The organism is Pseudomonas sp. GM55 (genome assembly GCF_000282395.1).
GTDB lineage: Bacteria > Pseudomonadota > Gammaproteobacteria > Pseudomonadales > Pseudomonadaceae > Aquipseudomonas > Aquipseudomonas fluorescens_CC.
In genome coordinates this window covers 28,863-42,621 of sequence record NZ_AKJJ01000064.1, presented here as the reverse complement: position 1 = coordinate 42,621, position 13,759 = coordinate 28,863, and the positions used below count along the sequence as shown (strand labels likewise).

Annotated in this window: 14 protein-coding genes; 7 read left to right on the top strand and 7 right to left on the bottom strand. The window is 61.9% G+C overall.

Translation table 11 applies throughout. The features are described from left to right. Nucleotides 1-92: 92 nt before the first annotated feature. A complete protein-coding gene (yghX, locus tag PMI31_RS18090; RefSeq protein WP_008019674.1) occupies nt 93-980 on the top strand; it encodes a YghX family hydrolase in 888 nt (295 codons plus the stop codon). 143 nt (nt 981-1,123) lie between these two features. Here the strand turns inward: yghX and PMI31_RS18085 are convergent, their stop codons facing one another. After that, the gene (locus tag PMI31_RS18085) at nt 1,124-1,777 is read right to left on the bottom strand and encodes a peroxiredoxin (protein WP_008019673.1); all 654 of its coding nucleotides are present in this window, start codon (nt 1,775-1,777) and stop codon (nt 1,124-1,126) included. 110 nt (nt 1,778-1,887) lie between these two features. Beyond that, the gene (locus PMI31_RS18080; protein WP_177323572.1) at nt 1,888-2,832 is read right to left on the bottom strand and encodes an aldo/keto reductase; all 945 of its coding nucleotides are present in this window, start codon (nt 2,830-2,832) and stop codon (nt 1,888-1,890) included. A gap of 129 nt (nt 2,833-2,961) precedes the next feature. On the opposite strand from PMI31_RS18080, the gene PMI31_RS18075 reads away from it, so the two are divergent. Next, a complete protein-coding gene (locus PMI31_RS18075) occupies nt 2,962-3,750 on the top strand; it encodes an alpha/beta hydrolase (protein ID WP_008019670.1) in 789 nt (262 codons plus the stop codon). 82 nt (nt 3,751-3,832) lie between these two features. Here the strand turns inward: PMI31_RS18075 and PMI31_RS18070 are convergent, their stop codons facing one another. Both PMI31_RS18070 and PMI31_RS18065 read right to left on the bottom strand, forming a co-directional pair. Next, nucleotides 3,833-5,107 carry a glucarate dehydratase family protein gene (locus tag PMI31_RS18070; protein ID WP_008019669.1) on the bottom strand — a complete coding sequence of 425 codons (1,275 nt, stop codon included), beginning with the start codon at nt 5,105-5,107 and terminating at the stop codon, nt 3,833-3,835. Beyond that, nucleotides 5,104-6,489 (bottom strand): MFS transporter, encoded by a 1,386-nt coding sequence (locus PMI31_RS18065; protein WP_008019668.1) that lies wholly within the window; start codon nt 6,487-6,489, stop codon nt 5,104-5,106. Before PMI31_RS18065 ends, PMI31_RS18070 begins: the two co-directional genes overlap by 4 nt. A 119-nt stretch (nt 6,490-6,608) precedes the next feature. On the opposite strand from PMI31_RS18065, the gene PMI31_RS18060 reads away from it, so the two are divergent. The 3 genes from PMI31_RS18060 (at nt 6,609) to PMI31_RS18050 (ending at nt 8,984) form a co-directional block, all read left to right on the top strand. Continuing rightward, complete coding sequence (locus tag PMI31_RS18060; protein WP_008019667.1) at nt 6,609-7,523, top strand: LysR substrate-binding domain-containing protein; 915 nt, start codon at nt 6,609-6,611, stop codon at nt 7,521-7,523. A 146-nt stretch (nt 7,524-7,669) separates the two neighbouring features. Continuing rightward, entirely contained in the window at nt 7,670-8,299 is a 630-nt protein-coding gene (locus PMI31_RS18055) for a hypothetical protein (RefSeq protein WP_008019665.1), read from the top strand. A gap of 19 nt (nt 8,300-8,318) precedes the next feature. Continuing rightward, nucleotides 8,319-8,984: a helix-turn-helix transcriptional regulator gene (locus PMI31_RS18050; RefSeq protein ID WP_008019664.1), complete on the top strand. Its 666-nt coding sequence runs from the start codon at nt 8,319-8,321 to the stop codon at nt 8,982-8,984. On the opposite strand, the gene PMI31_RS18045 is transcribed toward PMI31_RS18050, so the two are convergent. After that, entirely contained in the window at nt 8,981-9,340 is a 360-nt protein-coding gene (locus PMI31_RS18045) for a hypothetical protein (RefSeq protein ID WP_008019663.1), read from the bottom strand. The genes PMI31_RS18050 and PMI31_RS18045 overlap by 4 nt on opposite strands. Before the next feature lie 183 nt (nt 9,341-9,523). On the opposite strand from PMI31_RS18045, the gene PMI31_RS18040 reads away from it, so the two are divergent. Next, a complete protein-coding gene (locus PMI31_RS18040; RefSeq protein ID WP_008019662.1) occupies nt 9,524-10,384 on the top strand; it encodes a CAP domain-containing protein in 861 nt (286 codons plus the stop codon). A gap of 641 nt (nt 10,385-11,025) precedes the next feature. On the opposite strand, the gene PMI31_RS18035 is transcribed toward PMI31_RS18040, so the two are convergent. Continuing rightward, on the bottom strand, nt 11,026-11,658 hold the full coding sequence (locus PMI31_RS18035) for a Vgb family protein (RefSeq protein WP_008019660.1): 633 nt from the start codon (nt 11,656-11,658) through the stop codon (nt 11,026-11,028). A 35-nt stretch (nt 11,659-11,693) separates the two neighbouring features. Continuing rightward, nucleotides 11,694-12,914: a hypothetical protein gene (locus PMI31_RS18030; RefSeq protein ID WP_008019658.1), complete on the bottom strand. Its 1,221-nt coding sequence runs from the start codon at nt 12,912-12,914 to the stop codon at nt 11,694-11,696. 84 nt (nt 12,915-12,998) lie between these two features. Here PMI31_RS18030 and PMI31_RS18025 point away from each other — a divergent pair, with 84 nt between their 5' ends. Then, the gene (locus tag PMI31_RS18025; protein ID WP_008019657.1) at nt 12,999-13,757 is read left to right on the top strand and encodes a DUF899 domain-containing protein; all 759 of its coding nucleotides are present in this window, start codon (nt 12,999-13,001) and stop codon (nt 13,755-13,757) included. Nucleotides 13,758-13,759: the final 2 nt, after the last annotated feature.

The window sequence follows — 13,759 nt, the reverse complement described above, 5'->3', positions numbered from 1 at the left end:
CAATCAACATCGATGGCGACTGACCCACCGCCATCGCGGGCAAGCCCGCTCCCACAGGGTCTGCGTTGAACCAGCCGAGAGGAACTCCGCCGATGACCCGCCTCACTGCCAAAGACTTTGCCCCGGAACTGCTGGAACTCTACGACTACTACGCCCACGGCAAGATCAACCGTCGGGAGTTTCTCGATCGCGCGGCGTTATTTACCTTCGCAGGTTTGACAGCTGGAGCCCTGCTCGCCGCGCTGAGCCCCAACTATGCGCTGGCCGAACAGGTCTCGTTCACCGATCCGGAGATTGTTGCCGAGTACATCACCTACCCGTCGCCCAAGGGCCACGGCCAGGTTCGCGGTTATCTGGTGCGTCCGGCCAAGGCCACCGGCAAAGTGCCGGCAGTGGTGGTCGTGCATGAAAACCGCGGGCTCAACCCGTACATCGAAGATGTGGCCCGGCGGCTGGCCAAGGCCGGTTTCATCGCCTTTGCCCCGGACGGTCTGAGTTCGGTCGGTGGTTATCCGGGCAATGACGAAAAGGGCCGCGAGCTTCAGGCCACGGTCGACCCGGAAAAGCTGATGAACGACTTTTTCGCCGCTGTCGAATGGATGATGAAACACCCTGCCGCCAACGGAAAAGTCGGCATCACCGGATTCTGCTACGGCGGTGGCGTGACCAACGCCGCTGCCGTGGCCTATCCGGAACTGGGGGCCGCCGTGTCGTTTTATGGACGTCAGCCAGCGACCGAGGACGTACCCCGTATCAAGGCCCCGCTGATGCTGCATTACGGCGAGCTGGATACGCGGATCAACGAAGGCTGGCCGGCCTTTGAGAAAGCGTTGAAGGCCGGGGGCAAGACCTATGAGGCCTACATTTATCCGGGCTGCAATCATGGTTTCCACAACGACTCCACGCCGCGCTTCGACGAGGCGGCGGCGAAACTGGCGTGGGAGCGGACGTTGGGGTGGTTTCGCAAGTATCTGGTTTGACCTGAAGTACTCGGCCAGTAGGGCCGGCCCCATCGCGGGCAAGCCCGCTCCCACAAGGACCTGAGTCGTTCACAGACATGTGCTTCAACTCAGCCCCTGTGGGAGCGGGCTTGCCCGCGATAGCGGTTTGAAGGCAGCCGCAGTTACTTCGGTTGCGCCACGGTCCGCAGATACGGCTTCAGGGTCTTGAAGCCATCCGGGTATTTCTTCTTCGCGTCTTCGTCAGACACCGAGGTCGGGATGATCACGTCTTCACCCGGCCGCCAGTTCACTGGCGTGGCGACGGTGTGCTTGGCATTCAGTTGCAGGGAATCGAGCAGGCGCAGCACTTCATCGAAATTGCGCCCGGCGCTCATCGGATAGACCAGCATGGCCTTGACCTTCTTGTCCGGGCCGACGATGAACACCGAACGCACCGTGGCGTTGTCCACCGCCGTGCGCGCGCCGCCGCTGGCATTGGGGTGGATCATGTCGTAGAGCTTGGCCACCACCAGATTTTCGTCGCCGATCAGCGGATAGTTGACCGCACTGCCCTGGGTTTCGGCGATGTCACCGACCCAGCGGTGGTGGTCACTGACCGGGTCGACGCTGAGACCGAGAACCTTGGTGTTGCGCTTGTCGAATTCCGGCTTGAGTTTGGCCAGGTATCCCAGTTCAGTGGTGCACACCGGGGTGAAATCCTTGGGGTGGGAAAACAGGATGGCCCACCCGTCGCCGATCCATTGGTGAAAGTTGAGGGTGCCTTCGGTGGTTTCGGCGGTGAAATCCGGTGCTTCATCGCCAATGCGGATAGACATGTTCGATCTCCTTGCAGTGATGGACAGGGACGCCGTGAGGACAACGAATGCGCTTTCAACGGCATGGACGCGAAACAGTATAGGAGAGGTTCCGGGACTCGCCGGCCCGCCTACCCCACCAGCGCAATCAGTTGCTGACGCTGGGCATCGGTCAGCATCGGGCCGAAACCGGCCCGGGCATTTTCCGCCATGTAGCGCGGGTTGCCGGTGCCCGGAATCACACACGTCACCGCCGAATGCGACAGCAGGAACTTCAGCGCCAGTTGCGGCCAGCTCTTGACCCCGACTTGCGCCGCCCAGCCTGGCAGCGGCTTGTCCTTGAGCCTGGCCAGCAAGCCGCCACCGCCGAACGGCCGATTGCAGATCACCGCCACGCCCAGCTCACGGCACAACGGCAGCAGGCGTTTCTCGGCACCGCGATCATCCAGGGCGTAGTTGATCTGCAAGAAATCCAGTGGTTCGGCCCTGAGTACCGCCTCCACTTCTTCATAGGCCGCCGCCGTGTAATGGGTGATGCCGATGTAGCGAATGCGCCCTGTTTCTTTCCAGTGGCGCAGGGTCGGCAGGTGAATCTGCCAGTCCAGCAGGTTGTGGATCTGCATCAGGTCGATCCGGTCGGTCTGCAACAGGGCAAAGGATTGTTCCATCTGCGCGATGCCTTCTTCGCGTCCCCGGGTCCACACCTTGGTGGCCAGGAACGCCGGCGAGCGCGGCTCATGGATCGACAGCAGTTCGCCGACGGTCTGTTCGGCACGACCGTACATCGGCGAGCTGTCGATCAGCTTGCCACCCTTGTCGAACAACGCGTCCAGCACTGCGGGCAAGTCTTTGTAAGACGGTTGCGAAGGCTCGACATCGAATCCGCGATAAGTGCCCAACCCTACGATCGGCAAGGACTCGTTGCTGGAAGGAATGGCACGGGTCTGCATGGTCTCGCCTCCTGTTCCCGTCGACGGCACGGGTTGAGCACCCGCCGGACCGAACGTGAAGACCACCGAAGCACCGGCAGCCAGCGTGAGTATTTCTCTACGGGTGTAACCCACAGGATGGCTCATAAAACGTTTCTCACCAGTCGCCCGGATCGGACCTGTTGCACCGACAACCCGGATAACCCGCGCCAAGGGCCGATTGACTACACTCAGAAAGCCTTGCGGCGCCAGCCACTTTCGAACCCCGAGCAGTCAATGCCGCCCACTAACGTTAGCCGAATGTCGCGTACCCTGGTGTTACTCGTTGTCATCATCGCTGCACTGTACCTGGCGCTGTGCGTGGCGCTGTTCGTGTTTCAGCGGGCGCTGATTTATTACCCGCAACCGCGCACCGTCGGCACAGCCGCTACCCTGCTCACACTGCCGGTCGCCGACGCACGGGTGCTGGTCACCATCCGTCCTCACGAAGGTCCCGACGCGCTGATTTATTTCGGCGGCAATGCCGAAGACGTCTCGCGCAACTTGCCCGAGTTCACGCAAGCGTTCCCTGAGCATGCGCTGTATCTGCTGCATTACCGTGGCTACGGCGGGAGTACCGGCTCGCCTTCCGAAGAGGCCTTCGCCCGTGACGCCCTCACCTTGTTCGACCAGGTGCATGCCACCCATCCGCATGTGGCGGTGGTCGGACGCAGCCTGGGTTCCGGGGTCGCCGTGCGCCTTGCTAGCCAGCGCCCGGTGGCACGGCTGGTGCTGATCACGCCCTACAACAGCCTCGAAGGGCTCGCCGCCCGTCGGTTCCGCTGGTTTCCGGTGCGCTGGCTGTTGAAGGACAAATACCAGTCCTGGCAGTACGCCGCCCGCATTACGGTGCCGACGGTGTTGATAGCCGCCGAGCATGACGAGGTGATTCCGCGCTCAAGCACCGAGCGTTTGTATACACACTTCGCCAAAGGCGTGGCATCGCTGCAGGTGATACCAGGGACGGGACATAACTCGATCAGCGAAAGCCCTGAGTACCTCAAGGCGCTGGGGGATGGCTTGTAGCCAGCGGGAAGTTCTGGTTGGAAAAAAAACGGTCCAGGCAAACGCGACCACGCTTGCCCGGACCCAAGGACACTACACGCAATCAAAAACGCGGTTTGACCGCCTTCCACTCCGGTTTGTATCGCTGCATCTGCTTCACGTCATCACGTTGGCGAATGCCGCACGTCAGGTATTGGTCATGCAGCTTGCCCAACTGGTCGTGGTCCAGTTCCAGACCCAGGCCCGGGGCGCGGGTGATTTTCACGCAACCCTCGACAATCGGCAGCTTGCCCCCCTTGATCACCTCTTCATCCGGCTCCTGCCAGGGGTAATGGGTGTCGCATGCGTAATCCAGGTTCGGCACCGCAGCGGCGACATGCGCCATGGCCATCAGGCTGATGCCCAAATGCGAATTGGAATGCATCGACACGCCAAGACCAAAGGTTTCGCACATTTTCGCCAACGCCTGGGTGTCACGCAGGCCACCCCAATAATGGTGGTCGGCGAGGACAATCTGCACGCTGTTCTGCGCCACGCTGCGGCGGAACTCGTCGAAATCCGTGACCACCATATTGGTCGCCAGGGGCAAACCGGTGCGCTTGTGCAGTTCGGCCATGCCCTCCAGGCCCGGCGTCGGATCTTCGTAATACTGCAGGTCATCACCGAGCAATTCGGCCATGCGGATCGAGGTCTCCAGCGACCAGTTGCCGTTCGGATCGATGCGCAACGGGTAACCGGGGAAGGCCTTTTTCAGCGCTTTGATGCACGACACCTCGTGTTCCGGCGCCAGCGTGCCGGCCTTGAGCTTGATGCTCTTGAAGCCGTAGGCCTCGATCATGCGCCGCGCCTGGGCAACGATCTGCTCTTCGTTCAGGGCCTCGCCCCAGTTGTCGGGCTTGTAGGGTGAATCGACGTGTTGCGCGTACTTGAAGAACAAGTAGGCGCTGAACGGGATCTCCTCGCGGACGGCCCCGCCCAGCAAGTCCACCAGAGGCACATTCAACGAGTGCGCCTGCAGATCCAGGAATGCCACTTCGAACGCCGAATAGGCATTGCTGACGGCTTTGCTGGCATGAGAACCCGGCGCCAGTTCGGCACCGGCAATGCTCGCCGGTTTATTCGCCGCCACCGTGGCCTGGACGATGGCGCGCAACTGATTCAGGTTGAACGGGTCAAGGCCGATCAGTTGGGATTGCAGTTGTTGCTGGATCGCCAGTGCCGGAGCGTCGCCATAACTTTCACCCAGGCCGATGTAGCCATTGTCACTCTCGATCTCGATGATCGAACGCAGCGCGAAGGGTTCGTGAATGCCGCTGGCATTGAGCAATGGCGGATCGCGGAAGGCGATGGGGGTGACGGTGACTCGTGTGATTTTCAAGAGGCGGCTCCCGTTGGATCAGATTTCAGGGCTGGATGACTGATTGGCTTTTTTACGTCAGCACCTTCCACCGGCGAATGCAGTGCGTTGCCACGCGGCGCGGTGCGGGCAAAGAAGATCACCACGGCGGCCACCAGCGAAGTGGCGGCCAAGCCGTACAGTCCGCCCTCGATGGAACCGGTGGTTTGCTCCAGGAAGCCAAACGCGGTCGGGGCAACAAAACCGCCGAGGTTGCCGATGGAGTTGATCAGGGCGATCACCGCCGCGGCGATGCGTGCATCCAGATAGCCTTGGGGAATCGGCCAGAACAACGCCGAGGCCGCCTTGAAGCCGATAGCGGCAAAGCAGATGGCAACGAAGGCGAAGACCGGGCCGCCGGTGGTGGACATGAACATGCCGAACGAGGCGATCACCAGGGTCACTGCGACCCAGGCCTGCTGGAACTTCCATTTGCTGGCCAAGGCGGCGAAGCCGTACATCGCGACGATGGAGATGATCCATGGAATCGAGTTGAACAGGCCGACCTGGAAATCGCCGAGGTTGCCCATCTTCTTGATCATGCTCGGCAGCCAGAACGTGGCACCGTAGATGGTCAGGGCGATGGAGAAGTAGATGAAGCAGAACAGCGCGATCTGTTTGTCGGCCAGCAACTTGAACATCGATGGCTTGACCGTCCGGGTGGCGTCACGAGCCTGCTGTTCCAGGTCGATGGCCGCGCTCAGTGCGGCTTTTTCTTCATCGCTCAGCCACTTCGCTTCCCGCGGATGGGATTGCAGCCAGAACCAGACGAAACCGCAAAGCACGATCGAAGCGAAGCCTTCAATCAGAAACATCCACTGCCAGCCGTGCAGGCTCAAACCATTGATGTGCAGCAGCGCACCGGACACCGGCCCCGAAATCACCGAAGCGATGGCCGAGCCGCTGAGGAAAATGGCCATGGCCTTGCCGCGCTCGGACGATGGCAGCCATTGGGTGAAGTAGTAAATGATGCCGGGAAAGAAACCCGCTTCGGCAGCGCCGAGGATGAAACGCAGTACATAAAAACTGGTTTCGCCCCGGACAAAGGCCATCGCCATGGCGGCAGCGCCCCAGGTGAACATGATGCGCGTCAGCCAGGCGCGGGCGCCGTAGCGTTGCAGCAGCATGTTGGATGGCACTTCGAAAATCGCGTAGCCAACGAAGAACAGCCCGGAACCCAGGCCATAAGCGGCAGCGCCTATGCCCAGGTCGGTTTCCATGTGGCTGCGCACGAAGCCGATATTGACCCGGTCGATGTAGTTGACGATGAACATGATCACGAACAGCGGCAGGACGTGGCGCTTGACCTTGGCGGCAGCACGGGCGAGCACATTCGGGTCGGGTGGACTCTGCAGGGTATTCAAGGGGCGACTCCCGATCATTGTTTTTTTAGGGATGATTTTTAGGCCTGGTCCGATGATGGACGCGCACATTGATCCCGTCTAATCTAACTTGGCATTCGATTGATACCTGGATTAGATCAATGTTCGAACTGACTCAACTGCGCTGCTTCACCACTGTGGCCACGGAACTGAATTTCCGCCGTGCCGCCGAACGGCTGAACATGACCCAGCCGCCCCTCAGCCGGCAGATTCAATTGCTGGAACACCACCTGGGCGTCGAGTTGTTCACCCGCAGCACCCGCAGTGTCGCGCTCACCGCCGCCGGTCGGGCTTTCTTCATCGAAGCCCAGAACCTGCTGGAGCGCGCCCAGCAAGCGGCAGTGACAGCCCGGCGATTCGCCGAGGGCGACATCGGTTCGGTCAATATCAGCTTCGTCGGTAGCGCGGTTTACGAGTTCCTGCCCAAGGTCATTGCCGAAGCGCGACTCAAGCAGCCCCACGTCAAAATCGACCTGTCGGAGATGAACACCTACCAGCAGCACGAGGCCCTGCGCGCCCGCCGCATCGATCTCGGCATCGCCCGTGCGCCGCTGCTGGAGCCGGGCTACTCCACCGAATGCCTGGTGCGCGAGCCGTTCGTGCTTGCGGTGCCCAGCACGCATCGCCTGGCCGGTGCCGCAACGGTATCGGTCCAGGACCTCGATGGTCAGCCGTTCCTGATGTACTCCCACGCCGCCTACCCGCCGTTCAACGAACTGCTGACCGGCATGCTGCGCTCGGCCCGCGTCGCCCCGGATTACGTGCAATGGCTGGGCTCGTCCCTGACCATTCTGGCGCTGGTCAACGCCGCCATGGGCCTGGCCCTGGTGCCGCGTTGCGCGACCAGCGTGGTGTTCAGGAACGTGGTGTTTCGCGATATCGATCTGGGCGAAGGCGTGCAGAGTGAGTTGCACCTGATCTGGCGCGAGAACAACGACAACCCGGCGTTTGCGATGTTGCTGGAGGGCATTCGGCGCGCAGTACAGGAGGGATGGGGGGGTATAGATCAGATTTGAATGGCCGTCATCCGCCTGTTCCCCCCTGATTGAGTCCAGCGACCGGCCATGACCGTTAATCCGAGAATTCGCCAGCGCCCAATAAAAACATATTTTTATGTCTATATTGATATTGTCGAATGTTCCCATTCTCAGAGGGTGCCATCATGAATATCAAAACCCTGGCTTTGCTCCTGCTGGCTTTGTGTGCGCAACCGGTCTGGAGCCAGACGCCCACCGCCTCACCCGCTGCTGCCGACAGCCCCGCGCTGACCACGCGCCTGGCCGAGCGTGACCTTTGGGTTGAACACATTTTCTGGATCAGAAACTACGCGTTGGCCAATCAATCCGCCGACCACAAGCAAGCCAAAGTGGCGGCGGACCAGGTGGTCGACAACGCCACCAAAATCGCCAATAGCATCGCCCCGCTCTACGGCCAACCGGCGGCGGATCAATTGCTCAAGCTGCTTGCCGGCCATTGGGGGGCAGTGAAACACTACAGCGATGCCACGGTGGCCAAAGACGCCAAGGGCAAGCAGGCCGCCGTCACCGAGTTGACCAGCAATGCCAAGGCGATTGCGGCGTTCCTGGCCAGCGCCAACCCCAATTTGCCTGAAGCCACACTGGTCAATATGTTGTCGGCCCATGGCGGTCACCACATTGCCCAGATCGATGAATTTGCCGCGCACGATTACGCCGGCGAGGCCCATACCTGGGCGATGATGCGTACGCACATCCTGGCCTTGGCCGACGCGTTGACCGGCGCGCTGGTCAAGCAATTCCCGGACAAGTTCTGATATCGCGCGAGGGCATCCCATGCTGGAAGGACTGGGCCGAACACAGCAAGACCTGCTCAATGCGCTGCTGCACCATGCGGGCGGCATGAGCATTGACGAGCTGGCTGAACATCTGGCCGTCACGCGCACGGCGATCCGCCAACATCTGGCGGCGCTGGAGCGTGACGGCCTGGTGCTGCGCGGCGACACCCGGCCGACGGGTCGTCGCCCCGAGCAGCTGTATCGGCTCACCGACCACGCGCGGGAGCAGTTCCCTCGCCACTATCAGCTACTGGCCAGTGTATTGATCGATGAAGTGGCGGGCATCATCGGGCCTGAGGCCCTGGCCACGCTGATGCGCAACATGGGGCGCAAGTTGGCTCTGGAGCGTGAACAACAGGTCGTGGATGAAGCCAGGATCGTGCAGCACATGAACCAGGCGGGCTACGAAGCCGAAGTGTTTTTTCGCTCGTCCGGCACCCCGGAAATCGTTGCGCATAACTGCGTGTTTCATCGACTGGCCGCCGAGCACCCGGTGGTCTGCGAACTGGACCTGGCCTTGATTGGCGCGTTGGGCGGCGGTGAAGTCGAGCACAGCGAGTGCATGGTGCGTGGCGGGCATGTCTGTCGCTTCAGGCTGCGACCGAGCGAAACCCCGGACACCGCGACAGAGGCTGCTTCAGTCAATACCGATCAACCGGCTTAGCGCTTGCGCGACAGCCGTTGCTGCCAGTTTCCGGCGTTGTCCCGCTGGCAGGCTTCTTCAGAGTCGAACAGCACATGGGCCGCCACCGGGCTGAGCTGAACCTGCGCCTCCCCCAAGGCCATAGCGGTAAATTCGACCATGCGCTCGCCCTGCCCCTTGGCTAGCGCCCGCTCCCTGTTGGCCTGGGTATCGAAGACCCAAACCACCTTAAGGCTGGCCGGGAACCGGGCGTAGTCGACGATATGGGTCAACCACTGAAACCCGACGATTTCCGCTTTGGCCGTCTCGCACGCTTCGGTCAGGGTGGTGACCAGACGCCGTTCGATATGCGCCTGATCGCGTTTGCTCAAACCCATGGATTGATCCTTGTCGGGCGCGAAAAAATCTCATCATACAGCCCCGCCGCCCCCCTTCGTCGGACTCATGGCTTCGCCCGAAAATAGACAGGTCTGCAGCGTGAACCTTGTTTCAAGGCACCAGTCATAGCCCAGCGTTTTTCCCCACTTTCTTCGTTGTCATCTCATCAGAGTTGTCCGTCCATGCGCCAAACCGTCGTTGCCTTGCGCTTTTCTTCACTGTGCCTGTTTTCCCTGCTCCCCGTTTTTTCCAGCCCCGCCCATGCCGATGGGCAGCGGCAACTGGTCGATGCCATCAACGACTATCGCGCCCATCCACAACGCTGCGACCGGCGACCGACGCAACGTTTATCCCCTCTGAAGCTCAAGTCGAACCTGGCCTTGCCCGTTGGCTATGGCGGTGGGCTGAGGGACCGGTTAAAGGCTTCCGGCTACCAGGCAACCATGGTGCGGTCGATCCGCGTGGTAGGTGCACGGGACGCCGATGAGGCGTTCGATTTGTTCCAGGACGAACATTGCGCAGCACTGCTCGACAACCAATACGCCGACATCGGCGTCAGCCGCGCCGGCAGTGAGTGGCAAGTGGTACTGGCGCGCCCGGTGCTCGACGGGCAAACCGGCGATCCACGCAGCGCCGCCCAGGCGTTGCTGGCGCAGGTCAACGCGGCCCGGGCCAGGCCGCGCCTGTGTGGTCGCCAACGCTTCGCCGCCGCGCGGCCGCTGTCCTGGAACGCCGCCCTCGGCGCCGCCGCCCAGGGCCATAGCAAGGCCATGGCCTACGGCAACTATTTCGCCCACCAGGACCCCGACGGCGACATGCCCTACGACCGTGCCAAGGCCGCCGGTTACCGAGGCCGGCAGATCGGTGAAAACATCGCCGCCGGGCAAGGTTCACCGAGTAAGGCCATGGCCGGCTGGCTCGCCAGCCCCGGGCACTGCGCCAACCTGATGAACCCGATGTTCACCCAGGTCGGTGCCGCTTACGCCGCCAACGCGCGCAGCGACAACGGTGTTTACTGGACGATGCTGTTTGGCGCGCCTTGAGACACTGGCCAGACCCACCGTGCGGGCATTAAAAAGCCCGCACTGGGCGGGCTTCGCGGGTGAGTATAAGTAGGTGGCCGGTGCTGGTCTCCGGCTTACAAGGTTTATCAGGCCTCCCACAAAAGAGTCATGAAACTGTAATGGAACTCTTCTGCTTCACACGGCATAAGGGCTGGATCCCAGCGCGGAGATCTTTCTAACCGTGTACCCTTCGGAACGCGCCCCACGTCTCCTTGCTATCCTTTTGCGCATCAGTCTGCGTCTTCACCTACAGTTCTGAGGATAGCAAAACAGGCGCGATTGCCAACTGGGCTTTTAGACCGATTTCGACCAGCAGAAAACAGCGCAGGACGGAAAAATACTATCAATGCGCAGATACCTGCGATGTGGCCGGCACAGCCAGATTTATAGCGCCTGACACACCGCCATCGTCGGATCGCCGCCCGGACCAAGCCCGCTCCCACAGTTTGATCTCCGGTGAACGTGAATCCTGCGGCCGCCAAAAATACCTGTGGGAGCGGGCTTGCCCGCGATGGCGGCGTGTCAGGCTGAATGCAATGTTGCGGGACGGCACCGAATGGTGGTGACGAAAGCAAACTGCAGACAATTGATCCCTCAGACTGTACCTGGCAATCCGTGCCTCATTCAGGCCGACGCACCACTCTCACCTTGCCGCTATCCCCACCGCCGCAGAACAACCGCTCGCCACCATCGGACTCAAGCCCCGACACGCCCATGCCTTCGGGCATTTTCAGGCTCTGCAGCACTTCGCCCGATTGCGGATCGATCCGGCGTAACTCGCTTTCATCGCCCTCCCAGGTACCGTGCCACAGCGCGCCGTCCACCCAGGTCACGCCGGTGACGAAACGGTTGGATTCGATGGTGCGCAGGATCTTGCCGTTCTCGGGGTCGATCTGGTGAATCCTGCGTTCGCGGTACTGGCCCACCCACAACGTCCCTTCGGCCCAGGTCAGCCCCGAATCGGTGCCTGCGCCAGGGGCAGGAATCGTCGAGAGGATGCGGCCGGTGCGCGGGTCGATTTTGTGGATGCGGTCTTCGGCGATCTGGAACAGATGCTCACCATCGAACGCGGTGCCGGCATGGGCCGCGACATCGATCGTGCTCAGCACCTGGCCGCTTTCCGGGTCCAGGGCGTTGATTTTGCTGTTGCTCGCGAACCAGACCTTTTCGCCGTCCCAGGTGACGCCACACACATGGTCGACATCGGCAAACGGGCCATACTCACGAATGATTTCAGCAGTTGCGTGTTTCATCTGGCATTCCTCGATGGGGGTTGGTGGCGTTCATCCTAGCCACCGGGCAGCGGCGCCGGGAGTAACAAGGTCGTCGCGAATCCCGGCACGGGCGGTGTCATCCAGCGCCGCGCGCGACCACGGCCAAACCACTGCACCTTGCCCTGTGCCGCCAGCGTATCGAGCGCCCGTTGCACCGTGCGCTGGCTGGTACCCAGCGCCAATGCCAGGGCGGAACTCGACCACGACTCGCCATCGGCGAGGCAGGCACATACCGCGGCAAATTTTTCCTCGACCGGTTGCGCCAGTGTCACCACGTCCGTACACACCGGCGATTGCAGGGCAAAACCGCGCGCCGTCGCGATGACGCCGGCCAAGGGCTTGAGTGCTTTGCGCAGCCTGCCGATTTCCACGCGAAGCCGGGCGCGATGGGATTCATCCGAGAGCTTCAAACGGAACGCCCGGGCGATCAGCGTTTCCCGCGCAACGTCGGCGGGCCACGCTTCGGCCAATACGCGGACAAGCATGAACAGGATCGGCCGCGTCGCGAGCGATACCGACATGCCACAGCCGCGCACAGCATACCGGCAGGCATCCACCACCAGTGACGTTGAACAAAGCAAGGCTTCAACTTCATCGAGCAACAACGGTCGTGCTTCACCCTGGGCAATCAGGCGTGCCGCCGGGGCATCGAGCAAACGCGCAGCCTGCTCCACCTCCGCCATCAGCGCGGCAATCCCGGTTTGACTGGCAGCCTGCCCGGCCCTCGTCAACGCCTCCCGTGCCTCGTTCGATTGCAGGCGTCGAATGGCGATTCCCGCCAGCACCAGTTCATGGGTTGCCCGCAACGTCGGCGGCAAGGGGCCGGGATCGAGTTCGGCCAATAACTGCTGCGCCTCATCGAGCTGACCGATCAACAGCAGACGGCGGATTTGCAGATAACGCGCATGGGCGGCATTGACCCGGTCACCGTGCTGGTCAAGGGTGACCCGCGCCGTTTCGAGCGCCTTGACCGGCCACCCGAGTTCCCGCGAGGCCAGGGCGATTTCGGCCTCGGCCACCACGCATCGCGCCCGGGCCAGCACTTCCCTGGGCGCAAAGGCCTGTTGCGCACGCTTGACCAGCGCCCTGGCCCGCACTAGATCGCCCAGTTGCGCCATGGCGATACCGCGCAGGGCCAGCGCTGGCGCATCGTCGCGCAAGGCCACGCGGTCCAGTGCGCCCAGCGGGTTCCCCGCCGCTAACGCCTGGGCGGCCGCCGCGATCATCGAGTCCATCGAAATCCCGCCACGCTTGTCACTCCCGCCGTTCGATACCCGGGTTTAGTCTAAATCACGACCTTTCACCAGGAGCGTACAACGATGAACACGCACAAAACCGCGAGCCGGGAACAATGGCTGGCAGCACGCTTGCAATTGCTTGAAGCGGAAAAGGCCCTGACCCGACGCAGCGATGAAGTGGCCAGGCAACGCCAGGCATTGCCATGGGTTCGCCTCGACAAGGCGTACCGCTTCGATACCGACAGCGGCAGCGCAACCCTGGCCGAGCTTTTTCAAGGGCGCTCGCAACTGCTGGTCTACCACTTCATGTTCGGCCCCGACTACACGGCCGGCTGTCCTTCCTGCTCCGCCATCGCCGATGGCTTCGACCCCATCGTCATCCACCTGGCTAACCACGACGTGACCCTGATGGCGATCTCCCGCGCGCCGTTGGCGAAACTGCAGGCCTACAAGCGCCGAATGGGCTGGACTTTCCCCTGGGCCTCGGCCGCCGACAGCGACTTCACCGCCGACTTCAACGTCTACTTCACCGAAGCGCAGCAGCGTGAAGGCTTGGTCGAATACAACTACCAGCGAGGCGGCCATGCCATGGACGCCAGTGAAATACCGGAACCGGTGAAACAGTTCGCCGCGACCTGTGGCACCGACGCGCCGACCTACACCCGCGACAGGCCAGGGCTGAGTACGTTCGTGCTGGAAGACGGCGAGATTTATCACACCTATTCCACCTACGCGCGGGGCCTGGACGGATTGTGGGGCATGTACCAATGGCTCGACCGCGCACCCAAGGGGCGCAATGAAACGGGGCCCTGGTGGCGTCGGCATGATGAGTACAAGTGAGT